At 65.8% G+C, this 26959-nt stretch carries 23 protein-coding genes and 1 tRNA gene; 14 read left to right on the forward strand and 10 right to left on the reverse strand.

What is annotated here, in order from left to right; translation table 11 throughout:
• From ACQY4T_RS04765 to ACQY4T_RS04775, 3 genes are all read left to right on the forward strand, one after another.
• Window positions 1–2046 carry a phosphatidylglycerol lysyltransferase domain-containing protein gene (locus tag ACQY4T_RS04765; protein ID WP_428538400.1) on the forward strand — a complete coding sequence of 682 codons (2046 nt, stop codon included), beginning with the start codon at window positions 1–3 and terminating at the stop codon, window positions 2044–2046.
• A gap of 362 nt (window positions 2047–2408) precedes the next feature.
• A complete protein-coding gene (locus ACQY4T_RS04770; protein ID WP_428542714.1) occupies window positions 2409–3095 on the forward strand; it encodes a cold-shock protein in 687 nt (228 codons plus the stop codon).
• A gap of 127 nt (window positions 3096–3222) precedes the next feature.
• On the forward strand, window positions 3223–4068 hold the full coding sequence (locus ACQY4T_RS04775; protein WP_428538403.1) for a DUF1932 domain-containing protein: 846 nt from the start codon (window positions 3223–3225) through the stop codon (window positions 4066–4068).
• A 37-nt stretch (window positions 4069–4105) separates the two neighbouring features.
• On the opposite strand, the gene ppa is transcribed toward ACQY4T_RS04775, so the two are convergent.
• Genes ppa through dcd form a run of 3 tightly spaced genes read right to left on the reverse strand, consistent with a single transcriptional unit; the run spans window position 4106 to window position 6488 of the window.
• A complete protein-coding gene (ppa, locus tag ACQY4T_RS04780; RefSeq protein WP_428538406.1) occupies window positions 4106–4642 on the reverse strand; it encodes an inorganic diphosphatase in 537 nt (178 codons plus the stop codon).
• 13 nt (window positions 4643–4655) lie between these two features.
• On the reverse strand, window positions 4656–5918 hold the full coding sequence (gene murA / locus ACQY4T_RS04785; protein WP_428538409.1) for a UDP-N-acetylglucosamine 1-carboxyvinyltransferase: 1263 nt from the start codon (window positions 5916–5918) through the stop codon (window positions 4656–4658).
• Window positions 5919–5933: 15 nt separating this feature from the next.
• Window positions 5934–6488 carry a dCTP deaminase gene (gene dcd, locus ACQY4T_RS04790; RefSeq protein WP_428538412.1) on the reverse strand — a complete coding sequence of 185 codons (555 nt, stop codon included), beginning with the start codon at window positions 6486–6488 and terminating at the stop codon, window positions 5934–5936.
• A 256-nt stretch (window positions 6489–6744) separates the two neighbouring features.
• Here dcd and ACQY4T_RS04795 point away from each other — a divergent pair, with 256 nt between their 5' ends.
• The 6 genes from ACQY4T_RS04795 to ACQY4T_RS04820 all read left to right on the forward strand — a co-directional run bounded on the left by ACQY4T_RS04795 (window position 6745) and on the right by ACQY4T_RS04820 (window position 14473).
• Window positions 6745–7659: an SDR family NAD(P)-dependent oxidoreductase gene (locus ACQY4T_RS04795; protein WP_428538415.1), complete on the forward strand. Its 915-nt coding sequence runs from the start codon at window positions 6745–6747 to the stop codon at window positions 7657–7659.
• A 56-nt stretch (window positions 7660–7715) separates the two neighbouring features.
• Window positions 7716–9323, forward strand: coding sequence for a DHA2 family efflux MFS transporter permease subunit (locus ACQY4T_RS04800; RefSeq protein WP_428538418.1), 1608 nt, complete (start codon window positions 7716–7718; stop codon window positions 9321–9323).
• Between the two features lie 252 nt (window positions 9324–9575).
• Window positions 9576–10820: a branched-chain amino acid ABC transporter substrate-binding protein gene (locus ACQY4T_RS04805; protein ID WP_428538421.1), complete on the forward strand. Its 1245-nt coding sequence runs from the start codon at window positions 9576–9578 to the stop codon at window positions 10818–10820.
• A 9-nt stretch (window positions 10821–10829) separates the two neighbouring features.
• Window positions 10830–11759: a branched-chain amino acid ABC transporter permease gene (locus ACQY4T_RS04810; RefSeq protein ID WP_428538424.1), complete on the forward strand. Its 930-nt coding sequence runs from the start codon at window positions 10830–10832 to the stop codon at window positions 11757–11759.
• A gap of 7 nt (window positions 11760–11766) precedes the next feature.
• On the forward strand, window positions 11767–13755 hold the full coding sequence (locus ACQY4T_RS04815; protein WP_428538427.1) for an ABC transporter permease subunit: 1989 nt from the start codon (window positions 11767–11769) through the stop codon (window positions 13753–13755).
• Window positions 13748–14473, forward strand: coding sequence for an ABC transporter ATP-binding protein (locus tag ACQY4T_RS04820; RefSeq protein WP_428538430.1), 726 nt, complete (start codon window positions 13748–13750; stop codon window positions 14471–14473). The genes ACQY4T_RS04815 and ACQY4T_RS04820 overlap by 8 nt, the downstream gene beginning before the upstream one ends.
• 98 nt (window positions 14474–14571) lie before the next feature.
• Here ACQY4T_RS04820 and ACQY4T_RS04825 read toward each other — a convergent pair whose 3' ends face one another.
• Entirely contained in the window at window positions 14572–15615 is a 1044-nt protein-coding gene (locus ACQY4T_RS04825; RefSeq protein ID WP_428538433.1) for a GlxA family transcriptional regulator, read from the reverse strand.
• A 175-nt stretch (window positions 15616–15790) separates the two neighbouring features.
• Between ACQY4T_RS04825 and ACQY4T_RS04830 the strand changes: the two genes are divergently transcribed.
• From ACQY4T_RS04830 to ACQY4T_RS04840, 3 genes are all read left to right on the forward strand, one after another.
• Entirely contained in the window at window positions 15791–16030 is a 240-nt protein-coding gene (locus ACQY4T_RS04830; RefSeq protein ID WP_428538436.1) for a hypothetical protein, read from the forward strand.
• A gap of 392 nt (window positions 16031–16422) precedes the next feature.
• Window positions 16423–16812 carry a nuclear transport factor 2 family protein gene (locus tag ACQY4T_RS04835; protein ID WP_428538439.1) on the forward strand — a complete coding sequence of 130 codons (390 nt, stop codon included), beginning with the start codon at window positions 16423–16425 and terminating at the stop codon, window positions 16810–16812.
• A gap of 364 nt (window positions 16813–17176) precedes the next feature.
• A complete protein-coding gene (locus ACQY4T_RS04840) occupies window positions 17177–17443 on the forward strand; it encodes a hypothetical protein (protein ID WP_428538442.1) in 267 nt (88 codons plus the stop codon).
• Between the two features lie 41 nt (window positions 17444–17484).
• Here ACQY4T_RS04840 and ACQY4T_RS04845 read toward each other — a convergent pair whose 3' ends face one another.
• Window positions 17485–18282, reverse strand: coding sequence for an exodeoxyribonuclease III (locus tag ACQY4T_RS04845; protein WP_428538445.1), 798 nt, complete (start codon window positions 18280–18282; stop codon window positions 17485–17487).
• 139 nt (window positions 18283–18421) lie between these two features.
• Between ACQY4T_RS04845 and ACQY4T_RS04850 the strand changes: the two genes are divergently transcribed.
• A tRNA-Ile gene (locus tag ACQY4T_RS04850) sits at window positions 18422–18498 on the forward strand.
• Window positions 18499–18507: 9 nt separating this feature from the next.
• On the opposite strand, the gene ACQY4T_RS04855 is transcribed toward ACQY4T_RS04850, so the two are convergent.
• The 5 genes from ACQY4T_RS04855 to hrcA all read right to left on the reverse strand — a co-directional run bounded on the left by ACQY4T_RS04855 (window position 18508) and on the right by hrcA (window position 25433).
• On the reverse strand, window positions 18508–19710 hold the full coding sequence (locus ACQY4T_RS04855; RefSeq protein ID WP_428538448.1) for an ABC transporter substrate-binding protein: 1203 nt from the start codon (window positions 19708–19710) through the stop codon (window positions 18508–18510).
• Window positions 19711–19848: 138 nt separating this feature from the next.
• On the reverse strand, window positions 19849–20988 hold the full coding sequence (gene dnaJ, locus ACQY4T_RS04860) for a molecular chaperone DnaJ (RefSeq protein WP_428538451.1): 1140 nt from the start codon (window positions 20986–20988) through the stop codon (window positions 19849–19851).
• A gap of 123 nt (window positions 20989–21111) precedes the next feature.
• The gene (dnaK, locus tag ACQY4T_RS04865; protein WP_428538454.1) at window positions 21112–23040 is read right to left on the reverse strand and encodes a molecular chaperone DnaK; all 1929 of its coding nucleotides are present in this window, start codon (window positions 23038–23040) and stop codon (window positions 21112–21114) included.
• Between the two features lie 371 nt (window positions 23041–23411).
• Window positions 23412–24071, reverse strand: coding sequence for a nucleotide exchange factor GrpE (locus ACQY4T_RS04870; RefSeq protein WP_428538457.1), 660 nt, complete (start codon window positions 24069–24071; stop codon window positions 23412–23414).
• 264 nt (window positions 24072–24335) lie between these two features.
• Entirely contained in the window at window positions 24336–25433 is a 1098-nt protein-coding gene (hrcA, locus tag ACQY4T_RS04875; protein WP_428542717.1) for a heat-inducible transcriptional repressor HrcA, read from the reverse strand.
• A 605-nt stretch (window positions 25434–26038) separates the two neighbouring features.
• On the opposite strand from hrcA, the gene ACQY4T_RS04880 reads away from it, so the two are divergent.
• Complete coding sequence (locus tag ACQY4T_RS04880) at window positions 26039–26944, forward strand: class I SAM-dependent methyltransferase (RefSeq protein ID WP_428538460.1); 906 nt, start codon at window positions 26039–26041, stop codon at window positions 26942–26944.
• Window positions 26945–26959 lie beyond the last annotated feature (15 nt).

Consider the following 26959-nt stretch of genomic DNA (forward strand, 5'->3'; position numbering starts at 1 on the left):
ATGGTGGCGAACGGGCGGACCGCGTTCAAAAGCTGGGCTCGTCATGCGCCCGCCGCATTGGGCGTCGTGCTGCTGGTCGGCGCCATCTACGTCGTCCAGCGCGAGTTCCGCCACCTCCGCCTGAAAGACATCGGCGAGGCACTGTCGGCGATCCCGACGCACGCCCTGGTGTTCGCCTTCACCTCGACCATCCTGTCCTACTTCATCCTTACCTTCTACGACCGCCTGGGCACCATCTACGCCGGCCATAAGGTGTCCTATGGCCGCGTGGCGTTCGCCTCGTTCTGCGCCTATGCACTCTCACACAACCTCGGCTTCGCCGCCATCTCCGGCGCCGCGGTGCGCTATCGGCTGTACGCCCATTGGGGCCTGACCCCGCTGCAGATCGGCAAGACCGTGGCGTTCTGCAGCCTGACCTTCGCCCTCGGCGGCATGGTGCTGGGCGGCGCCATCCTGTTTGCCGAACCGCGCGCCATCCCGTTCTTCGGCCAGCACCTGCCGGCGATCGCGATGTGGGGCGTCGGCGCGGCGCTGTGGGCCATCGTCCTGGGCTATGTCACCCTGGCCAGGGTGTTCGGCCGCGTCCGGGTGTTCGGCCACGACATCGAGCTGCCGGGCTGGCGCATGGCGATCGTCCAGGTGTTGCTGGCAACCGTCGATGTCGCCGTCACCGCGACCATCTTCTTCGCCCTGCTGCCGCACGCCCCGGGCCTCACCTGGCTGATCTTCCTCGGCGTCTACGTCTCCTGCTACACCGCCGGCCTGGCCGCCAACCTGCCCGGCGGCATCGGCGTGTTCGACACGGCGATGCTGTTCGGGCTGTCGCCTTACATGAGCGCACCGCACATCATCGGCGCCATCCTGGTGTTCCGCCTGTACTACTACGTCATCCCGCTGTTCCTCGCCGGATCCCTGTTCGCCGGCAACGAGATCTTGCTGCGCGGCGGCGGCCTGCTGCGGCACGTCAACCGCCTGCCCCCGGTGCAGGCGATCGGCCGCTGGAGCGAACCCGATTTCGCCGTCACCGCCGCCACCGGCGCGGTCGGCCTTTGCGGTGTGCTGCTGCTGTGCCTCGGCGTGCTGCTGCCGCAGGTGGATTTCACCTGGATCGACCCCGACTTCGGCGACTTCGCCAGGCAGGCCGGTCAGTTCGTGCCCTCATTGATCGGCGCCGGCCTGGTGATGATGGCGCTGGGCCTGTCGCACCGGGTCAACCTGGCCTGGGGCCTGACCATCTTCCTGCTGGTGCTGGGCGCCGCCTTCACCGCGACACAGGACAACCGGCTTTGGGTCGCCGGCATCCTGGTGCTCACCATCCTGCTGCTGGCACCGTTCCGAGCCTGCTTCTATCGCCACCCCCATCTGATGAGCGGGCCGCTGCAGCCCGGCAGCGCGTTGACCCTCGCCGTGCTCGGCTTTTGCCTGTTCTCGCTGGCGATCACCCGGCCGCGCACCCGCCTGCTGGAGAACAATGCGTTCTGGGCGGTGATCATCTCCCGCGATTTGCCCAACACCGTGCGGCTGACGGTCGCCATCGCGGTGCTGCTGGGGCTGGCCGCGATCTGGCTGCTGCTACGCCCCGGCCGGGTGCACTACCTGCCGTGGGACGGCAACGCCCGCCAACTGCTGCAGGCCATGGGCGGCCGCCTGGTCCAGGCCGCCGACGGCGTCGTACTGGGCGAGTCCGCCCGCGCCGCGATCCCGTTCCGCCGTTGCGGCCGAGTCCTGCTGGGCCTAGGCGACCCCGTCGGCGACGAGACCGACCGCATCTCGGCGATCTGGCGGCTGCGCGACCTGGCGCAACAAGAGGGTCTGGACGCCGCCGTCTGGCATGCCGGACCCGACCTGCTGAAAGTCTACGGCGATCTCGGCCTGACCGCCCTGCCGCTGGGACGGGACGGCCTGCCACTGCCGGAATCCGACGGCGACACGCCGGTCGCCGAGCAATACTTGGTGTGCAAGGCCGAACGCGACCTCAACTTGCTGCTGCCGGTGCTGCCGAAGCTCGCGCAAGGCCTGCGTCCTGCCGTTGCCGCCGCCGTCTGACACCCATCGGCACCCGGCAATCCAATTCGGGGCGTCCCGAACGGGACCACCGCGAAACCTGAAATTCGGCCCCGAATCAGTCATTTACTGCGGATTGGCCGGGACGCCGCGATACTTGCCACGACTAAGCCAAAAAGAACTTTCACTCTTCACGGTTTTTCAGCCGATTCGCTATGGGCGAAATCCATCGCAGCCGATATAGTGGTTCGTCTGTCGTGAAGATTTAGTCTGAGGCTGGCAATATCTGCATCCGCCACGCCTTTGAAATGGCCCGACGGGAGCAAACCGGCGATCCTGCCGCGACAGCGGCATCGGTCGCGTTCAACAACGCATATGATAATAGGGACAGTTTTCTCTTGAACATGACCAACCGCGGCCGCGGACGCCCCAGCCGGCGCCGCGGCTTCGATGATGACTTCAGCTTCGATCGTGCCCCGCCAGGCGACATGCCGCGGCCCGCGCCATCCTGGCCCTCCTCCGCCGGTTTCGGTCCCGAACACGATGCCACCGTAAAGTGGTTCAATCCCGAAAAAGGATTCGGCTTCGTGGCGCTGTCCGATGGATCGGGGGACGCATTCCTGCATGCCAACACCCTGAACCAGTCCGGCCACAGCGCGGTCAGCCCAGGGGCGACCCTGCGGGTGCGCATCGGCCAAGGCCAGAAGGGCCGCCAGGTGTCGGAAGTGATCTCGGTGGACGAAACCACCGCGACCCCCAGCGCCGGACGCGGCGCGGGCGCCGCACGCGCCGGTGGCTTCGGCGGCAGCCCAGGGGGCAGCCCAGGGGGCGGTTACGGCGATCGACCCAGTGCGCCCCGTCGCGGCGCCCCGACCGGCCCGGCCGTGGAAATGCAGGGTACCGTCAAGTGGTATAACGCAACCAAGGGCTTCGGCTTCGTCGCCCCGGCCGAGGGCGGCAAGGACGTGTTCGTCCATGCCTCCGCCCTGCAGCGCGCCGGCGTCATGCAGCTTGCCGAAGGCCAGACTATCTGGATGGATGTCGTCCAGGGCGCCAAGGGACCGGAAGCGGCCTCCATCCGCACCGACTGAACCAGCTCTCTGCGAAAGCCACAAAAGACCCGGCGGCGAAGCCCTCGTCCCGGGTCTTTTGCTGTGCTGGGCTTTTCCTCGGCCCCAGGCTGCGCCATCCTGCGGCCCTCACCAGGGAGAATCACCCATGCCACCGATCGTCGCGGTCATCGCCCCCGGCATGATGGGAAGTGCGGTCGCCAAACGGCTAACCTCCGCCGGCGCCCAGGTGCGCACCCTGCTGGCCGGCCGTTCGGCCGCCACCACGGCCCGCGCCCAAGCCGCCGGAATGGTCGCGGCATCACCCGATCAGATCGCCGAGGCCGACTTCGTGCTCTCGATCGTGCCGCCCGGGCAGGCCCTCGCCCTTGCCGAGACCCTGGTACCGGCAATGCGCGCCGCCGCGCGCAAGCCGACCTACATCGATTGCAACGCGGTCAGCCCCGCCACGGTGCTGCGCATCGCTCACCTGGTTCAGCAATCCGGCGCCCACTTCGTCGATGGCGGCATCATCGGGCCGCCGCCTGACCTCGATTCCAGCAAGACCCGCATCTACCTGTCAGGGCCGGATGCCGCCAAGGTCGCGATCCTGCAACAATACGGCCTGTCGATGCCGGTGCAGCCCGGGCCGATCGGCGCGGCTTCGGCCATGAAGATGTCCTACGCCGGGATCACCAAGGGCTTCTCTGCCCTGGGCGCGACCATGATGCTGGCCGCCACCCGCGCCGGCACCGCCGAGGCGCTGATCGCCGAAATGCAGGTCAGCCAGCCGGCCCTGCTGAAGTGGCTGACCGCGCAAATGCCCAAGATGCACAGCAAGGCGTATCGCTGGGTCGCCGAGATGGAAGAAATCGCCGCCTTCGTCGGACCCGACCAGACCGGAGACGGTTTCTACCCAGCCGCGGCTCGGCTGTATCAGCGCATCGCCGCCGATTTCGACGGTCCGCGCGCGGAAACCAAGGCACTGGACGCGTTCTGCGACAAGTCGAGCTGAACCCTGATCGCCAGCAGCCGCGACCCCCTTCCGGTGATCACGCCTTCGACTGGCGGGCGCGTTCGACGGCCTCGACAATCAGCGCCTTCGCCTCCGCCGCATCGCCCCACCCCTGCAGCTTTACCCACTTGCCATCCTCGAGATCCTTGTAGTGCTCGAAGAAATGCTGGATCTGCACCAATGTGATCGACGGCAGGTCGGTATAGTTGTGCACGTTGACATAGCGCTGCGTCAATTTCGGTGACGGAACGGCGATGATCTTCTCGTCGCCGCCGCTCTCGTCCATCATCTTCAACACGCCGACCGGACGCACATTGATCACCGCACCCGGAACGATCGGGCGTGTGTTCGCCACCAGCACGTCGATCGGGTCGCCATCATCGGACAGCGTGTGCGGCACGAAACCGTAATTCCCCGGATAGCGCATCGGCGTATACAAGAACCGATCCACCACCAGCGTGCCGGCCTCCTTGTCCATCTCGTACTTGATCGGCTCGCCGCCGATGGCGACTTCGATGATCACGTTGACATCCTGCGGCGGGTTGTTGCCGATCGCGATGGCATCGATGCGCATGACCTTGTGCCCCTTAACCGGCGACCCGTTCGATATCCGCCCCGCAGGCCGCCAGCTTGCATTCGACCGCCTCGTAGCCGCGATCCAGGTGATACACCCGGCTGACGATGGTGTCGCCCTGCGCCGCCAGCCCGGCCAGGATCAGCGACAGCGACGCACGCAGATCGGTCGCCATCACCGGCGCCCCGGACAATCCGCCCACCCCGCGCACGATCGCCGAGGCCCCGTGCACGTTGATCCTCGCCCCCATCCGGTTCAATTCGGGCACGTGCATGAAGCGGTTCTCGAAGATCGTCTCGGTCACCATCGACGCGCCCTCGGCCACCGCCATCAGCGCCATGAACTGGGCCTGCATGTCGGTCGGAAATCCCGGATACGGTTCAGTCATGACGTCGGCGCCATGCAATCCGTTCAGCCGCCGCACCATCAGCCCCTCCGCCTGCTCGTCGATGTCCACCCCAGCCTCGCGCAGGATCCGCACCGTCGCGCCCAAATGATCCAACCGCGCGCCGCGCAGGAACACCGACCCGCCCGAGATCGCCGCCGCGCACGCATAACTTCCGGTCTCGATGCGGTCCGGAATGATCGCGTGTTCGGCACCCCCCAGACGCTCGACGCCCTCGATGGTCAGCGTGTCGCTGCCGATCCCCTCGATCCGCGCGCCCATCGCCACCAGTCCCGCCGCAAGATCGCCGATCTCCGGCTCGCGCGCCGCGTTGGCCAGCACGGTGCGGCCCTCTGCCAAGGACGCCGCCATCATCAGGTTCTCGGTCGCACCGACCGAAACGAACGGGAACACGATGGTGGCGCCCTTCAGCCGGCCGCGCACTCGAGCATCGATATAACCGCCCTCCAGCACGATGCGGGCGCCAAGCTGCTCCAGCCCCTTCAGGTGCAGGTCGATCGGGCGCGCGCCGATGCCGCAGCCGCCGGGCAGCGAAACCCGAGCCTCACCCACCCGCGCCAGCAATGGGCCCAGTACCAGGAAGGATGCGCGCATCTTGCGCACGATGTCATACGGCGCCTCGGTGCCGGTGATCGCCCCGCCCAGCGACAAGGCGCGGCCATCCTCGGTAACCGGATCGACCGCGATGCCGTGCTGGGCCAGCAGCAGAGTCATGGTCCGCACGTCCGCCAACTGGGGCACGTTTGACAAAGTCAGCCGCTGGTCGGTCAGCAGGCCGGCCGCCATCAACGGCAGCGCGGCATTCTTCGCACCGCCAACCTTGATCTCGCCGGACAGCGGCCGCCCGCCGCGGATTCGAATACGGTCCATCACTATCCCTGCCGGTTACATCCTCGGCAGCGCGGTGCCCCGCTGCCCCATATACTTGCCCGCCTTGTCGGCGTAGCTGGTCTCACACGCTTCGTTGCCCTGCAAAAACAGAAACTGGCAGATCCCCTCATGCGCATGGATCTTGGCCGGCAGCGGCGTGGTGTTGCTGATCTCGATCGTCACCTGGCCCTCCCACTCCGGCTCCAGCGGCGTCACGTTCACAATGATACCGCAACGAGCATAAGTGGACTTGCCCAGGCAGATCACCAGCACGTCGCGCGGGATGCGGAAATACTCCACCGTATGGCCCAGCGCGAAGCTGTTCGGCGGAATGATGCAGGTGTCGGTCTTGCGGTCCACGAAGCTGGCCGCCGAGAACGCCTTCGGGTCCACCACCGCGGAGTCGATATTGGTGAAGATCTTGAAGTCATCGGCGATCCGCGCGTCGTAGCCATAGCTAGACAGCCCGTAGCTGATCACCCCATCGCGCTTCTGCGCCTCAACGAACGGTTCGATCATCCCGTGGTCGCGCGCCATCCGGCGGATCCAGCGGTCGGACAGCACAGGCATCGCGGCGGCGGCTCCGTTCTGGTTGCGGCTCGGCTGCTCCGGTATCCGATCGCAAAGAAGCGTGAGACGCGCAGCGCCCCCGATTCGGCGCGTGAATCGGATACCCAAACAAAAGCCACGTGTTGCACTTCACTAGCGCGGATTCCGGCCGCGCCGCAAACAAGATGTCACATCATCCCGTCGCCGCACCCGGCCTTGGGTTCACAACCAAGCCCGACCCGCCTAGCTTCGCCGCCGTCACATCCAGGAGGAAACGATGCCAGGCATGATGCAGGGTAAGGTCGCCGTCGTCACCGGCGCCGGCGGCGGAATCGGCCGCGAGATCGCGCTGATGATGGCCGCCGCCGGCGCCAAGGTCATCGTCGCCGACATCGGCGCCTCACTCACCGGGGAAGGCGGCTCCGCCAGCCCGGCCGAACAGACCAAGCAACTGATCGAACAGAAAGGCGGCGCCGCCGAAATCTGCACCGAATCTGTCGCCGCCTGGGGCTCGGCGCAGAAGATCATCCAGGCCGCGCTCGATCATTTCGGCCGCGTCGACGCCGTGGTCAACAACGCCGGCATCCTGCGCGACGTCATCTTCCACAAGATGACCGAGGACGACTGGCTTTCGGTCATCGCCGTCCACCTCAACGGCAGCTTCTTCGTCTCCCGCGCCGCCGCCGAACACTACCGCAAGCAGGAAAGCGGCACCTTCGTCCACATGAGCAGCACGTCCGGCCTAATCGGCAATTTCGGCCAGGCCAACTACTCCGCCGCCAAGCTGGGCATGACCGCGCTGTCCAAGTCGATCGCGCTCGACATGCAGCGCTACCACGTGCGATCGAACTGCATCGCCCCGTTCGCCTGGAGCCGGATGACCAGCTCGATCCCCGCCACCACGCCCGAACAGCAGGCCAGGGTCGCCAAGATCCAGCAGATGACGCCGGACAAGAACGCGCCGATGGCGGTGTATCTGTCGTCCGACGCCTCGAAGGGCGTCACTGGCCAGGTGTTCGGCTGCCGGATGAACGAAATGATCCTGTTCAGCTCGCCACGCCCGATCCGCATCGTGCACCGCGCCGACGGCTGGACCCCCGAGGCCATCGCCGAACACTGCATCCCGGCGATGAAGGCCGCGTTCATGCCGCTCGACCGCTCCGGTGAGGTGTTCGGCTGGGACCCGCTGTAAGCCCCGCGCGCAGCGGCGGACAAAGCGGACCATCAGGCTGACGGAACCAGGAACCAGTGGCGCGAGACCGGGTTCGCCTGCTATGGGCAAACCCGGACCCGCGCCACGGGCGCTTTGCCCTGTCCGAGGACTCACCCGCCTTGAACGTTCCGCACAAGCCGGGATCCGGCTCCGCCACGCCCGTGCTCGAATCACCAACCACCATCCAAACCCCCGCCAAGCCTGAAAAACTCTGGCTGGTGCTCGCCGGCCTGATGCTGGCGCTGATGCTCGCGGCACTCGACCAGAACATCGTCGCCACCGCGCTGCCCAGGATCGTCATCGACCTCGGCGGCCTCGGCCATCTGTCCTGGGTGGTCACCGCCTTCATGGTCGCCTCGACCATGACCACCCCGCTCTACGGCAAACTCAGCGATATGTTCGGGCGCAAGCCCGCCTTCTTCGTCTCCATCACCATCTTCCTCATCGGCTCCGCGCTGTGCGGCCAGGCGCGCGACATGACCCAACTGATCCTGTTCCGAGCCGTGCAGGGCCTCGGCGCCGGCGGCCTGATCGCACTGTCCCAGACCGTGGTCAGCGACCTGGTCTCGCCACGCGAACGAGGCCGCTACCAAGGCCTGTTCGCCGGCGTGTTCGCAACCTGTAGCGTCGCCGGCCCGCTGCTCGGCGGCCTGATCACCGACGCCTGGTCCTGGCACTGGATATTCTACGTCAACCTGCCGATCGGCGCCGCCGCCATGGCATTGATCGGCATCGGCCTGCGCCATCGCCCCAGACGAGTGGTGCATCAGGTCGACTATCTCGGCGCGGTGTTGCTCAGCCTTACAACCTGCTGTGGACTGCTCGCGCTCAGTTGGGGCGGCAATACCTATCCCTGGGCCTCCGCGGTCATCCTCGGCCTGGCCGCCATCGCCATCGTTTCGCTCGCGCTGTTGGTGTTCAACGAACGCCGCGCCGCCGAACCGCTGCTGCCGCCACGCCTGTTCGGGAGCAAGATCTTCGTGCTCAGCGTGCTCGTCATCGGCCTGGCCGCGATGGGCCTGTTCGCCGCGGCGGTCTTCCTGCCGCTGTATTTCCAGCTCGTGCAAGGCGCCCGGCCAACCACCGCCGGGCTGCTGATCGCCCCGATGATGGGCGGTGTCATCGTCTCTTCGATATTGGGCGGCCGGCTGGTGTCCCACACCGGGCACTACAAGCGCCTGGTCACCATCGGTCTGCTGGTCGCCGCCCTCAGCTTCGCCACCCTCGCCTACAGCGCCGGCACCGGCGGCGGCATCCCGATCGCCGAGGTCACCCTCGTCGCGCTCGGCCTTGGCATCGGCGTGTCCTTCCCCAACCTGACGACCGCGATCCAGAACGCGGTGGACCGCCAGGACCTCGGCGCCGCCACCGCGACCGCGGCCTTCTTCCGCTCGCTCGGCGGCGCCGTCGGAGTGGCCCTCTCGGGCGCCATCCTGACCGCAAGGCTACAGACCCTGCTGCCCAGCGCCATTCGCGCCCCCACGCCAGGCGACGACATGCCACGGGTCGACCACGCCGCGATGGTGTTCGCCTATCGCCACGCGCTTTCCACCACCTTCCTCGCCGGCGCCATCATCGCCTCGATCGCCTGCCTGGTCGTCGCGCTGTCCCCCGAACGCCCGCTCAGCCCGCGACACCCTTGAACGACGCGCCCCAGACTGATCCGCCAGACTGATCCCCCAAACTGATCCCCCAGACTGATCCCCCAGACTGATCTGTTGCTGCCGCAATCTTCGGCAGCCTGCGCTTTTCCGCGCCACTCCCGCCCACGCCGCCCGACAGCCCTCGCCGGCACCAGCCAAACCCCAAACCGCGCACCGGCTGGCCCACCCCTTGCTTAACTTCTGATTTTCTAGGCTGATTGCATGGGAGCCATGCAGAAAAGGGACGCCGCAATGATCAACCGCCATCTCACCCGCCGCACCACGATCCTCGCCTGCACCAGCCTGGCCCTGATCGGCACGCTCGGCATCCGTCCCACCTGGGCGGCGGATAAGACGGTGACCGTCGGGCTCGACCTGTCGCTGACCGGCGCCGACGCCGAATCCGCCAAGCGGGTGGAATACGGCGCGATGATGGCGTTCGACGCGGTCAACGCCAAAGGCGGCGTAAACGGCTACAAGATCGTCGTCACCCCATACGACGACGGCACTGCCACTTCCGGCCAGTACGATCCCGCCCAGGCCGCCACCAACGCCCGCAAGATGGTCTCCGACAAGGCCACCGTGGCGGCGATCGGCCCGCAAATGAGCGGCGCCGGCAAGGCCATGGCGCCGATCCTCAGCGAAGGCGACCTCGCCACCATCACCCCGGCCTCCACCAACCCCGACATCACCGATCCGAAATTCGCCGCCCAATACCGCCCGGAGGGCAAGTCGATCTACTTCCGCACCGTCGCCACCGATGCCTACCAAGGGCCATACATGGCGAACTATTACGCCGACGTGCTGCACGTAAAGACGGTCTACATACTGGACGACAGCGGCGCCTACGGTGTCGGCTTGGCCGACGCGTTTGAAGCCCAGGCGAAAAAGAAGGGAATCAAGGTCCTCGGCCGCGACCGCCTCGACCCGAGGGCCGCCGACTACACCGCCGTGCTGACCAAGATCAAGTCGCTGAACCCGCAGGCGATCTATTACGGCGGCGTCCTGCAGGCCGGCGTCAAGCTGGCCAAGCAGGCCTACGACATCGTGCCGAACATGATCAAGGGTGGCGGCGACGGCGTGGATGGTCCGGAAATGCTGACCGCCGTCGGCTATCCCGCCAACGAAGGCTGGTACGCCACCGTTGCCTCGCCACACGTCACCGACGACGCCAAGGCCGCCGACTGGGTCAAGGCCTACAAGGCGAAATACCACGTCGATCCCGATGACTACTCGGTCACCGCCTACGATGCCGCCCTGGTCATCATCGCCGCCATCAAGCAGGTTACCGACGGGGGCAAGGCGCCGACCCGCGCCGCCGTGCGCGACGCCATCCAGGCGGTCAAGGTCAACACCCTGCAAGGCCCGGTCTCGTTCGACGCCAACGGCGACCTGGAAGACAAGACCATCAGCGTATTCCAGATCAGGCAGGACAAAAGCATCCCGGCCGACGACATGCGGCAATACCACTACATCGGCGTCGCACCCTCGGCCTGATCGCCGCCCGTGTCGTTCTCCGACCTGCTACTGCAGCAGACCATCAACGGCCTCAGCCTGGGGGCGATGTACTCGTTGCTCGCACTCGGCTTCACGCTGGTCTACGGCATCCTGGAACTGATCAATTTCGCCCACTTCAACGTCTTCATGGTCGGCAGCTTCGTCGGCATGTGGACGCTGCAACTGATGGGCATCAACGGCCAGGCGGTGGTCATGACCGGGCTGCCGCTGATCGGCGTCATGCTGGTCGCGCTGCTCGTCACCATGCTGTTTTCCGGCGTGCTCGGCGTGGTGATCGAGCGGCTGTCGCTGCGCCCCTTGCGCAACGTCAAGGGCCCGGCGGCGATGATCACCACCATCGGCGTCTCCTACGTGCTGTTCAACATCATCCTGCTGATGGTCGGCGCGGATTCGAAGAACTACCCCAATCCGCTGCCGCCGGTGCAGTGGGCCATCGGTGACGCCGTGCTGCGGCTGCGCGAAGTCCTGATCTGGGCGATCGCCGTGCTGCTGATGCTGGGCCTGCACTTCTTCGTCCAGCGCTCGAAAATGGGCAAGGCCATGCGCGCCACCGCCCAGGATCCTGAAGCCGCCCGCATGATGGGCGTCGAGGTCGATCGCGTCATCATCATCGCTTTCTTCCTCGGCTCGGCGCTGGCCGGCGCCGGCGGCCTGATCTTCGGCCTGTATTACAACTTCACCAGCTTTATCATCGGCTTCACCGCCGGCCTGCGCGCCTTCACCGCCGCCGTGCTGGGCGGCATCGGCAACGTTCCCGGCGCCATGCTGGGTGGCGTCATCATCGGACTGATCGAGGCGATGGGCGGCCAGTTCATCGCCACCGCCTGGACCGACGTAATCATCTTCTCGATCCTGGTTCTCGTGCTCGTCTTCCGCCCCGCCGGCCTGCTCGGCCGCATGGCCCCGAACAAGTCGTGATCCCGCGATGACCGAGTTGCTCAACAGAATTCCGTTGGCCCGTCGCCAGCAGGGCCTCACCCTTCTGGTCGCGCTCGCCGCCGTTGCATTTCCATTGTTGCACAGTAACGACGCCGACATCGATGCCGCCGCCAACGCCGCCGCCTACGCCACCCTGGCGCTCGGCCTCAACATCGTCGTCGGCTTCGCCGGCCTGCTCGACCTCGGCTACGCCGCGTTCTTCGCCATCGGCGCCTACGCCTATGGCATCCTGACCTCGTTCCAGATCATGCCGCACTGGGGTCCGTTCTGGCAGCCGTTCGCCTGGCTCGAACTGGTGCAGCGCATCCCCAACCCCGGCGGCGACCTGGTCCATTTCAGCGTTTCGTTCTGGATCATGCTGCCGGTCTCGGCGCTGATCGCCGCCGGCTTCGGCGTGCTGTTCGGCGCCCCCACCCTGCGGCTGCGCGGCGACTACCTCGCCATCGTCACGCTGGGCTTCGGTGAGATCGTGCCGATCGTCGTGCGCAACGTCGATTCCGTCACCAACGGCGCCGCCGGCCTGAACGGCATCCAGGCGCCGCGGCTGTTCGGCCACAGCTTCGGTGTCATGGCCTTCCCGTATTACTACGTCGCCATCGCGCTCGTCGCACTGCTGATGTTCGTCAGTATCCGCCTGCGCGATTCCAGGATCGGCCGAGCCTGGATGGCGATCCGGGAGGATGAGACAGCGGCCTCGGCGATGGGCGTCGATCGCACCCGCACCAAGCTGCTCGCCTTTGCCATCGGCGCCGCGTTCGCCGGCGCCACCGGCACCTTCTACGTCGCCAAGCTGCAGACCGCCACGCCCGAGATGTTCGGCTTCCCGGTCTCGGTCATGATCCTGGTCATGGTGGTGCTCGGCGGCATGGGCAGCGTCTGGGGCGTCGTCGTCGGCGCGGTATTGTTGCAACTGCTACAATCCTGGTTCCTGGAAGACCTGTCCGGCTGGATCCACGACCTCGGCCATGCGATCAACCAGCCGTGGATGCTGCGCATCGACCTGACCCAGTCGATCGAACTGATCTTCGGCCTGATCCTGGTCTTCATGATGCTGTATCGCCGCGACGGCCTGATCCCCGCCACCCGCAAGCAGCCGGCGCTGACCTTCGAGCAGCAGCACGCCGAGATCACACGCGGCGGCTTCACTTCGCTGGCCGGCCTCGGCGATTTCGCCCACGAGGGCCACAAGGGACTGGAGGTCAGCGGTGTCACCGTACGCTACGGCGGCCTGGTGGCGCTGAACGCGGTCGATCTGACGGTTCCCGCCGGCAGCGTGGTCGCGGTCATCGGCCCGAACGGATCCGGCAAGTCCACCCTGTTCAACGCCATCACCGGCCTGACCCATGCCGATGGCGGCGCCATCCGCTTCGACGGCGAGAACCTGCTGGGTTTGCCGCCGCACCAGATCCTGCGCCGAGGCGTCGCCCGCACCTTCCAGAACATCCGCCTGTTCACCAACCTCTCGGTGCTCGACAACGTGCTGATCGGCCAGCACGCGCGGCTGAAAACCGGCCCGATCGCCGCCGTGTTCCGCCCCCCCGCGACCCGCCGCGAGGAAGCCGCGGCGCGCGAGTGGGCCAGCGAAATCCTGGCGCTGTTCGGCAACCGCCTGCTGCCGCGCGCCGCCCAGACCGTCAGCCACCTGTCCTACGCCAATCGCCGCCGCGCCGAGATCGCCCGCGCCCTCGCCTCCCGGCCGCGCATCCTGTTGCTCGACGAACCGACCGCCGGTATGAACCCGGCCGAGACCCTGGAACTCGCTGAACAGATCAAGAGCCTGCACGCGATCGGCCTGACCATCCTTCTGATCGAGCACAAGCTCGACGTCGTCACCCGCCTCGCCGACAAGGTCGTGGTGCTGGATCACGGCGACAAGATCGCCGAGGGCACGCCCGACGAGGTCCGCCGCAACGAGGCCGTGCTGCAAGCCTATCTCGGCCGAGGCACCTTGGCCGAGGGCATGGTCGATGCCTGACATGCTGCGGTTCCACGACGTCAACACCCATTACGGCGACCTGCACGTGCTGAAGGACGTCAACTACAGCATTGGCGACGGCGAGATCGTTTCATTGCTGGGCGGCAACGCCTGCGGCAAGTCGACCACGATGAAGACCATCATGGGTGTCGTCCGCCCGACCAGCGGATCGGTGATCTTCGACGGCGTCCCGATCGAGAAAATGTCCACCGCCGAACGCGTCCGCCGCGGCATCGCCCCGGTGCTGGAGGCGCGGCGGCTGTTCCCGCGCATGACGGTGTACGAAAATCTCGAGATGGGCGCCTACACTCGCAAGCACGGCCCGGAGTTCGAGCAAGACCTCGACCGCGTCTATTCGTTATTTCCCCGTATCAAGGAACGGCTGAACCAGGTTTCCGGCACGCTGTCCGGCGGCGAGCAGCAGATGGTTGCCATAGGCCGAGCCCTGATGGCGCGGCCGCGGCTGATCTGTATGGACGAACCGTCAATGGGTTTGTCACCACTATACGTCGAACAGGTGTTCGAGATCATCCGCACGATCAACCGCCAGGGCACCACGATCTTCATGGTCGAGCAGAACGCCAACATGGCGCTGTCGATCGCCCATCGCGCCTACGTGCTGCAGACCGGAAAGGTCGTGCTGTCCGGTTCGGCCTCTGAACTGCGCCGCGACCCCGCAATCCGCGAGGCCTATCTGGGCGAACTGCAGTTGACCTGATCGCGCGCCAACCTCGACAGCCGGCTCCAGCAGACCAAGCACGTCGGCGCGCCAAATCCGCCGCCCGCGAAAGCCCCGCGCGACACCGGCACACACATTCAACCGCTGAACCGCGCCCGATAATCCTGCGGCGTCGCCGCCAGCAGCCTCAGGAAACTGCGCCGCATTGTCTCCTCCGAACCGAACCCGCAACGCTGCGCGATCCGCTTCACCGGCAGGCCCGAGTCCGACAACTGCCGCCGCGCCGCCTCCACCCGCAGCCGTTCCACTGCTCGGGCCGGCGTCAGCCCGGTCGCCTCGACATAATGGCGGCTGAAACTGCGCTCACTCATCGCCGCCTGGCGTGCCAGAACCGGCAACGAGATGTCCTGATCCAGATGCGCGCCGATCCAGTCGTGTAGCGCGCCGAATTTGTCCTCCGCCGTTTGCAGCGACAACGCCGCGCTGAATTGCGCCTGGCCGCCCGGCCGCTTCAGGAACATCACCAAATAACGAGCCGCCGCCAACGCCGTGCCACGGCCCAGATCCTCTTCCACCAGCGCCAGCGCCAGGTCGATGCCGGCCGTGACTCCCGCCGAGGTCCACACCGAGCCGTCACGCACGAAGATCGGATCCGGCTCCACCCGCACCGCCGGGAAACGCCGCGACAAGTCGGCGCACAACGACCAGTGGGTGGCCGCCCGCTTGCCGTTCAACAGGCCCGCTTCCGCCAACAGGAATGCCCCGGTGCAGACCGACGCGACGCGGCGCGATCGCTCCGCCCGCCGCCGCACCCAGTCGATCAGAACCGAGTCCGCCGCCGCCGTCTCAATACCCCGCCCACCGGCGACCATCAGTGTATCCAGTGCCGCATCGACCGGCGGCAGCGGGTTGGTGAAAATTCCCAACCCGGCCGATGCGGTCACGCCGCCGCCTCCCGGTTCGCCGCTTCCCGCTTGGCTGCGCCGCGCCACCACCCGAAGCGCATAGGGCGCCGTTCCTCCAGCGTCGGCGACCAGATCGTTGACCGTCGCGAACACCTGCAACGGCCCCGCGACATCCAGCAACTGCACCGCCGGAAAGGCCAGCATCTCGATGACGCGAACCGCGTGCGACGCGGAGCTGGGATGCACGACTGGCGCGAAGCGAGGGCATTTTACCATTCCCACCAAATCCTGCCGCGACTCGGCTCACCTTGTCCACCCCGTCTCCGACCGCGACTGCACCGCCGCCCGGTCGGAGACTGGCGAGCCGGAGCTACACGCCGGAGCCACACGGTTGACTGATCCGCGGTTTCGATGAAGCCTGATCGAATTAGCTGAACTGGACCAACCAGTCATGACCCCTGCCACTCAGATGCTATGCAGCATGGCCCTCACCTTCGGCATACCGATCGTCATCGCCGGCGCTGAGCTATGGCGTCTTGGTCCGCCGCCGCGGCACCTGCCGCCCGGCGGCGACAGCCCCGAACCGACGCCGAGTCCGCCCGATATCGGCGTTGCGCCAGTGATGTTGAAACCGCTGCCGAGCTGTTTGATCCCGCAAGCCTCCAGCACGCGGGTGCGCGAACCGGCCTGACATCGCCGTCCGCTGGCTTTAACTCGGTCCCGAGGCACGGCCCGCGGCCGCCGCACCGCCGTGGCGTCACCCCGGCCTCCATATCATCGGCCCTGGCCACAACCGAGCCGCCGGTGACCAAGCCACGGTTCCACCAGGCACTGCGCGACGGTGGCACCGCGCAGCGGCGCCCCGTCGCCGCACCCACAGCGCCGACAATTTGGCGGAAAACGACGCCGGTTTGGCATCTCCGCCAAAGCCGCCGCCGCCATATAGCGTCGGGTGAAGTCGCGCGTCCGCGGACGCGCCGGGTTCATCGATCGGGCAAGCCCCAATCGCCTCGCACTGGTCGGCACCCTGGCGGCCGACAAACGCCGCCACGGGACGATCGACCGCAAGCCACGGAGCAACACATGACCACCCAGAGCTTCACCAAAATGTCGCCGCCTCAATGGCTGCTGGATATGTGGCAGGAAATCGATGCCAAGACCTTCGGTAAAGGCTTCAACTGCTTCGCCGAGGACGCGGTCTGCAACCTCGGCGTCGCCGACTGGCACGGACGCGAGACCATCCGCGAAAATCTGCGCGCCTTCATCGACACCGGTTTCACCGCGCATCATCAGGTCGTCGAATACTGGGACAGTGCGTCGTTGAAGATCTTCCACGGCACCGTCGGCATGACATTCGACGACCCAGGCATTCCGCCCAAGCAGCCATCGATGGTTCATTTCTTCTACATGAACAAGGCTGATCCATCCAAGGTCAGCCGCTGGATCGGTGCCGTCGGCCCCATCGGCTTCTGACCGGATAGCCGGCTGCCCACGGCCTCGGCAGACGGACGCTCAGGCGGCCGAAGTCCTGGGCGGCCGAAGCCTCGGGCGGCCGAAGCCTCCTGCGGACGCCGCCAGGCGTGCCGCCGAGTCGGTGTCTGCGGATCCGCCCGGCGCCGCGGACCGTCAGCACCGTCGGCGGCTCCCTGTCGCCCCCCGGCAATGACCGGCAGCCCATCCGCCGCCGTCGCCGCACGCCGCTTCAGTCAACCTCCGCGACCAACTCGTCCGATCATTCCAAATTGTGATCTTACCGCTCGCCCGCTGGCGCGTTCTAGAGTTGTCGCCGCAACATGCGCGCGATGCGATTAACAAAAAGCTCCAGGAGCAGAACTTGATGAAACCCTACCACTTCGTTTGTGCCGCCGTCTTGGCCGTTGCCCCGATGGCCGCGATGGCACAGACCACCGCCAGCCCCTCGGCCGGTGTCCGCACCCAAAGTGAAACTGCCGACGTCAAACCCGGCTCTGCGGCAAAATCGAACCCCGCCCACCCCGGCGCGACCGGCAAGACCGTGGTCCCGGGAACCCACAGCAGCGCGAAAGCCGACCGGCCCGCCACCACGCAGCAGAAAGCAGGTCCCAGCACCAGCGGCGGCAAGTAGTCCCAGCCCAGACCAGCGGCGGCCGGCCTCGCGCCGGCCGCTCAGCGGGCACCAGCCCTCTGCCGAGGCCGCTTCAGCACCACCCAGGTCGGCGCATGGTCGCTCGCCCCCGCCTCGCCCCGCACATCCCGATCGACCCCTGCGTCGGTCAGTCGTTCCGCCACCGAAGGCGCCAGCAGGATATGGTCAAGTCGCAAGCCGGCGTCGCGTCGCCAGCGGTCGCGCTTGTAGTCCCAGAATGTATACATCGGCCCGGTCGGGTGCCGCGCCTGGATCGCATCCGTCCACCCCTGATCCAGCATCCGCCTGAACGCCGCTCGGCTTTCCGGCTGCAGCAACGCGTCCTTGGCCCAGGACTTCGACGGATAGATATCGGCATCCGTCGGCACCACGTTGTAGTCGCCCGCCAGCACCACCGGCAGACCGGTCGCCCGCAGCTCCGCGGCGTGCGCGATCAGCCGCTCGAACCATGCCAGCTTGTAGGCGAATTTCGGCCCCGGCTGAGGGTTGCCGTTCGGCAGATACAGGCAACCGATCAGCACGCCCTCGACCGCCGCCTCGATATAGCGGCTTTGGCTGTCCCCCGGATCGCCCGGCAATTGCTTTCGGGTCAGCACCGGTTCGCCACCCCGACCCAGGATCGCCACCCCGTTCCAACTGCGCTGCCCCTGCCAAACCGCTCCGTAGCCGGCCTCACGGATCGCCGCGACCGGGAACGCATCGGACTCTGACTTCAATTCCTGCAGGCAAACCACGTCCGGTTTCGCCGCCCGCAGCCATTCCAGCAGGTTGGGCAGCCGCCGGTTGACGTTGTTGATGTTGAACGTGGCGATCTTCAAGCCTTCTCCCTCGCGCGACGGCGCGGCTGACCCCTCACGCGACGGGCGCAGCCTACCCCCTCCCGCGACGGGCCGCCGTCATTGCCGCCTCGCCCCGCGTTGACGCACCCCCGCCGCTGCGAGCATTAAAGCGCCGTGCGCGCCTGTAGCTCAATTGGTTAGAGCTGGCGGCTCATAACCGCTCGGTTGCAGGTTCGAGTCCTGCCGGGCGCACCAAACCGCCCCCTACGTGGTTCCCTCCAGCACCTGGCCGAACCGCTCGAAATGCTTGCCCGTCCACCGCGTCAGTTGCATCTGCCGGATCGGATGGAAATTCTCAGCACTGGTATTGACCGTGATCCCAGGCAGCAGCACCGCCAGCTCCACATCGTGCAGGCTCGCCGCCTGCTTCATGATGTTGGCGCGCGAGAAATCCGACCCGCACTGCTTCAGCACCTGCCACAGGCACATCGTCACTCCATACCCGAACACCGTGCCGCCATCAGTCAGGTCGGCGTCCGGCATGTATTTGGCCATGAACGCCCGCCACTGGTTCATCCCGGCATCGTCCTTCCAGCTTGGATCGGTCGGGTCCTTCAGATACGCCGCGCTGATCATCCCGGTGGCATTGTCCGGCCCCGCTGGAGTGATGACCGATCCCACCGAGATCGAAACGTTCGTCATGAAGTGCAATGGCTTCCAGCCCAGATCGGCGATCTTGCGGATCATCTGGGCGGCGAATTTCGGCGTCGCCGCGGTAATCAGAACGTCCGCACCCGAGGACTGCAACGCCACCGCCTGCGAATCGATCGTCGCATCCGTGGTCTCATAGGAAACCACCTTGACCACGCGCTTGTCGAAATCGGCGCCCAGCACGTCGCGCACCCCGGCCGGATAGTCCTTTCCGAAGTCGTCGTTCTGGTAAAGTATCCCGATCTTCGCCTCCGGCTTCTGCGCCAGCGCATAGCGCGTATAGATCTGCGCCTCGGTCCGGTAGCTCGGCTGCCAGCCCATCACCCAGGGCGAGTGCCGCGGATCCCCCCATTTGTTTGCCCCGCTGCCCAGGAACAGCAACGGCACCCCCTTGGCGTTGGTATAGCGGTAAATCGCGGTGTTGGTCGGCGTGCCGACGGTGGCGAAGATGAACGCCACCTGATCCTGCTCCACCAGACGGCGCACCTGATCCACCGTCTTCGGCGGGCTGTAGCCGTCGTCCAGCGATTCATAGACGATCTTGCGCCCGCCGACGCCGCCCTGATCGTTGATCATCTTGAACACCGCGGCCTCGGTGCGGGCGATAATCCCGTAAGCCGAGGCCGGCCCGCTATAGGCGGCGGTATTGCCAATTTTCAGCTCGCTCGCGGTGACCCCCGGCGTTGCCTCGGCGGCCCGCACACGCAACGGCAGACAGGTGGCGGCAAGTCCCGCCAGGAACACGCGTCTGGACATTTATCAGCCTCCCCGGTTTGTTTTGCCGCCAACGCTACACGTCGCGCGGTTCGGGTGGAATAGCCCATCGCGGCATTACTGCTCGGCGGCCCGAACCGCGGAGCGGCACCCAGTGACATAACCGACCTACGGCGAAACCTACCCGCGCCCGCCCTCGAAGAACGCCGCCACCTTGGCGAAGAAACCCTCGTGATCGGGACTGCCCTTGCTGCTATGCGTCGCCTCGGCCTCGAACGCCTCCAGCAACTCGCGCTGTTTCCCCGACAGGTTCTGCGGCGTTTCCACCGCGACCTGAATAAACATGTCGCCGCGCGCCGCGCTGCGCAACACCGAGAACCCCTTGCCGCGCAGCCGGAACTGATCCCCGGTCTGCGTCCCCGCCGGAATCTTCACCTTGGCCCGAGACCCATCCACCACCGGCACCTCGATATCATCGCCCAGCGCCGCCTGAGTCATCCGCAGCGGCACCCGCATCAGCACATTGGCCTGCTCGCGCTGAAAGAACTCGTGCGGCCGGATCGAGACATGTACATACAGATCGCCGTTCTGCGCCCCGGGTCCGCCGGCCTCGCCCTCGCCGGACAGCCGGATCCGCGTGCCGTCCTCCACCCCCGCCGGGATCGGCACCGACAGCGTGCGCTCGCGCTGCACGGTGCCGGCGCCATGGCACACCCGGCACGGATTGCGCACCACCCGGCCTTGCCCGGCGCAGGTCGGGCAGGTGCGCTCGATCAGGAAGAACCCCTGCTGCGCCCGTACCTTGCCCGCCCCCTGGCAGGTCGGGCAGGTCTCCGCCGCGCGGCCCTTGTCCTGCGACCCACTGCCGTCGCAAGCCTCGCACTTCACCCGCGTCGGCACCCGCAGAGCAGCCTTGGTGCCGCTGAACGCCTCGGCCAACTCGATCTCGACGCCCTGGCGCAGGTCGGCCCCGGTGCGCGTGCGCTGACCGCCGCCGCGCCGCCCCATGCCGAACATCTGGTCGAAGATATCGCCCAAGTCGCCGGTGGCCGAGAAATCGAACCCGCCCATGCCGGGGCCGCCGCCACCACCCTGCTCGAACGCGGCATGGCCGAAACGGTCATAGGCGCTGCGCTTCTGGTCGTCCTTCAGGATGTCGTAAGCCTCGCTGACGTCCTTGAACCGAGCCTCCGCCTGCCTGTCGCCGGGATTGCGGTCGGGGTGGAATTGCATGGCGAGCTTGCGATACGCCCGCTTCAGGTCGTCCGCGCTCGCGTTCTTCGCCACACCCAGCGTGGCGTAATAATCCTGCTTGGCCATTCTAGCCCTTTATACCGCGCCGCGTCCTTGATGCGCGCGAAAAAATCCGTTGCCCAAAACGGAAATCGCGCCCGCCTTCCAGGAAGTGCGGGCGCGATCCCCAGCGGCCGTCAGCCCATCAGGTCAGGCTGACTTCTTCTTGTTGTCGTCGACCTCCTCGAACTCGGCGTCGACGACCTTGTCGTCACCCGGCCCCTGCGGACCGGGGCCAGGGCCGGCACCCGGCGGAGGTTGCGCCGCGCCAGCCGCCTCGGCCTTATACATCGCCTCGCCGATCTTCATCGCCGCTTGGCTCAGCCGCTCAGTGGACTGCTTGACCGCCTCGACGTCGGTGCCTTCCAGCGCCGAACGCGCCGCCGCGACCGCCGATTCCGCCTCGCCCTTCTCCTGCGCACCCAGCTTGTCGCCATGCTCCTTCAGGTTCTTTTCCACCTGATGCACCAGGCTTTCAGCGTGGTTGCGCGCCTCGATCGTCTCACGCCGCTGCTTGTCGGCTTCGGCGTTGGCCTCGGCCTCCTTCACCATGCGCTGGATGTCGGCCTCCGACAGTCCGCCGCTGGCCTGTATGCGGATCTGCTGCTCCTTGCCGGTCGCCTTGTCCTTCGCCTGCACCGAAACGATGCCGTTGGCGTCGATGTCGAACGTCACCTCGATCTGCGGCACCCCACGCGGCGCCCCCGGAATGCCGGTCAGGTCGAAGTTGCCCAGCAGCTTGTTGTCCGACGCCATCTCGCGCTCGCCCTGGAACACCTTGATGGTCACCGCCTGCTGGTTGTCGTCCGCGGTCGAGAACGTCTGGCTCTTCTTCGTCGGAATCGTCGTGTTGCGGTCGATCAGCCGAGTGAACACCCCGCCCAGCGTCTCGATGCCCAGCGACAGCGGCGTGACATCCAACAGCAGCACGTCCTTGACGTCGCCCTTCAGCACGCCGCCCTGCACCGCTGCACCGATCGCCACCACCTCATCGGGGTTGACGTTGCGCGCCGGCTCCTTGCCGAAGAACGACTTCACCGCGTCGATCACCTTCGGCATCCGAGTCATGCCGCCGACCAGGATCACCTCCTGGATCTCGCTCGCATTCACCCCGGCATCCTTCAGCGCCGCCCGGCACGGCTCCAGCGTCCGGCTGATCAGGTCGTCGACCAGCGATTCCAGCTTAGCGCGGGACAGCTTCATCACCAGGTGCTTCGGCCCCGAGGCGTCGGCGGTGATGAACGGCAGGTTGACCTCGGTCTCCTTCGAGGACGACAGCTCGATCTTGGCCTTCTCGGCGGCTTCCTTCAGCCGCTGCAGCGCCAGTTTATCGCGGCGCAGGTCGATGCCCTGCTCCTTGCGGAATTCATCCGCCAGGTAGTCGATCACCCGCAGGTCGAAGTCCTCGCCACCCAGGAAGGTGTCGCCGTTGGTCGACTTCACCTCGAACACGCCGTCGCCGATCTCCAGCACGGATATGTCGAACGTGCCGCCGCCAAGGTCATAAACCGCGATGGTGCCGGCGGACTTCTTGTCCATGCCATAGGCCAGCGCCGCCGCCGTCGGCTCGTTGATGATGCGCAGCACGTCCAGCCCGGCGATCCGTCCGGCATCCTTGGTTGCCTGCCGCTGACTGTCGTTGAAGTACGCCGGAACCGTGATCACCGCTTGCGCCACCGGCTCACCCAGATAGGCCTCGGCGGTCTCCTTCATCTTGCCAAGGATGAACGCGCTGATCTGGCTCGGCGAGTATTTCTGCGCCTTGGCCTCGACCGCGGCGTCACCGTTGTCGTTGCGGACGATGGTGTAGGGCACCATCCCCTTGTCCTTGGCCACCAGCGGATCGTCATAGCGCCGGCCCATCAACCGCTTGATCGCATACAGCGTATTGGTCGGGTTGGTCACCGCCTGGCGCTTGGCGGACTGGCCAACCAGCCGCTCGCTGCTATCGGTAAACGCCACCATGCTGGGCGTGGTACGCGCGCCCTCGGCGTTCTCGATCACCCGGACGTCCTTGCCTTCGAGGATCGCGACGCATGAATTGGTGGTACCAAGATCGATACCGATCACTTTACTCATTCTAATAAGCTCCTTTCAGCGGACAGCGGAGGCCCGAAGCACCGGCACTGCCCCTTGGCGAATATGACCGATGTATGAGATGCGGACCGCTGGGACAAGGGTTGCCGCCGATTTTTTCGTTCCAATTCGTCACAATACCCGATCCTGCCAAGGCTTTTGTCGGTATCCAGCCCTCGGTCACCCACACCCTTCCCCGCATCGAGACCGATCTCTGCATCACGACCGATCTCCGCGCCCCGACGTCCTTCGCTCCGACTCTGTCCGCGCCCGACCTTGCCCGCGCCCCAACTTTGCCCGCACAAGCGTCAAACTCTGCCGCGCCCCGGACTGTGCCCGCGCCCCAACTTTCCGGCGTCCAGGCGTCCGCCCGCTCAACCCTTCGCTGACCCGGCCAGCTCCTCGCTCGCCGCCTTGGCGACAACCACCATGGCCGGACGCAGCAGGCGTCCATTCAGCGTCCATGCCTTGGACCACGCCTGCAGCACCGTGCCAGGAGCCTGAGTGTCGCTCTCCTGCTCCGCCATCGCCTGATGCAAATTGGGGTCGAACGGCTGCCCCACCGGATCATCGCGCTTGATGCCGTTACGCTCCAGCGTACCCAGGAAACTGCGCTCGACCCCCTCCAGGCCCTCACGCACCTTGGCCACGATCGCCGGCTGGTCGTCCGACGGCGGCGGCAGGCTGTCGATGCCGCGCTTCAGGTTATCCGCCGCTTCCACCACGTCGGTGGCGAACTTCTGCACCGCGTACTGCCGAGTGTCGTCGACATCCTTGCGCGCCCGGCTGCGGACATTGGCATTTTCCGCCTCGGCCCGCATCCAGCGCTGCTTCATCTCCTCGACTTCCGCTTGCAGCGCGGCAATGCGATCGGTCGCCGCCTGCATCAATTGCTCCGTCGTCAGCGCCTCGTCTGAGGCCCCATCGCGGGCGTCATCCAACGCTGTGGACTCCGCCGCGTTGGTCAAGTCCTCGGGTCCGGCCGCGCTATGATCTGACATGCTGTCCTGGTGTGGCTGTTGATCGATGGTCATTCTACGCCTCGGCTAAAGCTTGATCTCGCGTTAGCCCCACCGTGTAATGGCCGGGCTCGGCCTAGTCATCCACGACTTCGCCATCGTCACCATCTTGGGGTCCCCAATCCAGCGGTCCCCGATCCAGGGGTCCTCGCTCCAGGGGTCCGGGTGCGCGGCAATGCTGTGGAAGGACGATCGGGCGCCCCATCAGTTAGGCGACGCGGTCGCCAAGAACAACCTGTTTCAGCGCGTTTGTTGCGATTTCATCAACGCTGGCCCGGCTCAGCCCAGCAATTGCCCGATCACCCGAGCGGTATAATCGACCACCGGGATGATCCGGCCGTAATTGATCCGGGTTGGCCCGATCACCCCGATGGCGCCGACGATCCGGCCGTTCTCGTTGCGCGCCGGCGCCACCACCATCGACACGCCCGAGGTGTTGAACACCCCACTTTCCGCGCCGATGAAGATCCGCACCCCGTCCGACTGCTCGGCCAGCTCCAGCAGCCGCAGCATGGTCTCCTGCGCCTCCAGCCGCTCGAACAGCGCCTGGATCGCGGTCAGCCGGTCGATCTGGGTCACATCCGACAGCAACCTGGCCTGGCCGCGCACGATCAGGCTGCCCGAGCGACCCTCGCCGGTCCAGGTAGCCAGCCCGGCCGCCACTACCAGCGTCGACAGAGTGTCCAGTTCGGTGCGGTTGGCCGCCATCTCGTCGGCCACCATGCGCCGCAACTCGGCCAGCGGCCGCCCCGACAGCTTGGCGTTCAAGTAGTTGCTGGCCTGCTGCAGCGCCGACGGCGGCAGCCCGGGCGGCGTCTCGATCACCCGGTTTTCCACCTGCCCGTCGCTGTTCACCAGCACCACCAGCGCCCGCCCCGACCCCAACGGCACGAACTCGATATGCTTTACCGCGCCTTCCGATTTCGGCGCCAGCACCAGCCCGGCGGCGGCCGATAGCCCCGACAGCAGCGAGCTGGCCTCGGCCAGCGTGTCCTCCAGGCTGCGCCCCGAGGCCGCCAGCGCCGCCGAGATCGACACCCGCTCATCCTCGGTCAGTTCGCCGAAGTTCAGCAATCCATCGACGAACAGCCGCAGCCCCGAATCGGTCGGCAGCCGCCCGGCCGAGGTGTGCGGCGCGAACAGCAGCCCAGCCTCGGTCAGGTCCGCCATCACGTTGCGGATGGTCGCCGGCGACAGGCTCATCGGCAGCCGCCGAGCCAGCGTGCGCGATCCCACCGGTTCGCCGGTGGCGACGTATTGTTCGACGATTTCCCGCAGCACCGCGGCCGACCGAGCGTCCAGCCCAGGTGGCAGCGGTGGCGTTGGCTGTGTCCGGCCGTGAAACCGCGGAAACCGGCTGGATGGCGGGACGGACATGTTCATTGCTTGCACTCCAACCTTTAATCTTACAAGCGACGTGGGGTGGCGTCCATGGCTTTAAGCAAACTATCCAGGCCATTGCGCTTGCCTCGAACGCACGATGCTGGGACCCCGGATGCGGACAAGATAGACTAAAGTTTTTGGACCAAGTTTTCTGCGTTACTCCTAATCGGCGTTCATCCCCGGTTCCCTTGGTCACGCTGCGTCCAGAGATCAGCGCCGACAGAAATCCAAATGCGATTACCCTGGCAAACCGCCTGCAAAATGGCAGTTGTAGCGACTGGGCGGCTGAGTTGCACGCGCACGGGAAACCTTCGCGCATTTCCATCCGAAGCGTCCCCAGATCGTGCAGCCAGAGGCAAGCTTACGCGTCTCACATCTGTTGTTTGTCCCGTCTTCGATCGCGGCTCCTTCCGGGCCATCGGAGCGCCGCCTCGAACCTTGCGACTCACACGGCTTGCCGACATCGATATGGACTGCGCACTGGCGGCCATAAGCGAAGTTCATTAATCTGGTCCCACTCGTCGAACGGCTCCATGTCTGGTTCGGCATGTCTGGTTCGGCCCTGCGAGCCGAAGTCGCATAGTCCCTGGGAGATTCGGATGACGATGGATACGGTCTGGGGTCTGATGACGACCGAACGCCTGAAAGGCATTTCACTGAATGACCTTGTCGGAGGAGGAGACGCCAAAGGGGTTGGGCAACTCTCTTGCGAAGTATTGTGGAAGCTTGGAGCCGTCGGTCGCGAATCTCGGGTTTTGGATATCGGCTGTGGTTGCGGTCGCACGGCGGCTGCTCTCGCCCCCTATCTCCTACCGACAGCCAGCTTCGTCGGCGTGGACATCATTCCTGGTTTAGTCAGTTTTTGCCGGCGCGAGATCACTTCACGCCATCCCAATTTCCAGTTCCATACGTTGCGGCAGGACAATCCGAAGTACTCCGAGTTCATCGATCACGATGCCAATATAGTGCTTTTGGAAGACATCGAGGATCTGGACCAGGACTTCGATTTGGTGACCGCCTTTTCGGTGTTCACACATCTCGATCGGGCAGCAACGGTTTCGATGCTGGACACAATCTGGAACCGCCTCAAGAACGAGGCCACCGCAGTATTGTCATTTTTTATACTTAACCCATTCTCCCGGGCGAGCGTTGCCTCGGCCCGCTCGAATTTGTTCAGAGGCGGCATGGATGTCAGCGCGAACGTCGTGATTGATACGTTCAATGGGCCGAACAGCGCCGTGGGATTCGATGAGTCGACGCTGCTCGATATGATCCTCGAAAGCAAGTTCCAGCGTCCTCAATCGATCCATTACGGAAACTGGAACTGCGCTCCTGGGCTGCATTATCAGGATCTGGTCGTGCTGAGAAAAGAGTTGCCTGTGCCAGCGGATTTCGACCCGGAAGCCTATCTGGTCGCAAACCCGGATGTGCAGCTTGCAGGAATGAATCCGTTTTTCCACTACCGCGAGTTTGGTCGTCGCGAAGGAAGGCGAACCTGTCCGTAAGTATCAAGCCAGAAG

Origin of the sequence: Rhodopila sp. (assembly GCF_965277825.1) — a bacterium.
Classification (GTDB): domain Bacteria; phylum Pseudomonadota; class Alphaproteobacteria; order Acetobacterales; family Acetobacteraceae; genus Rhodopila.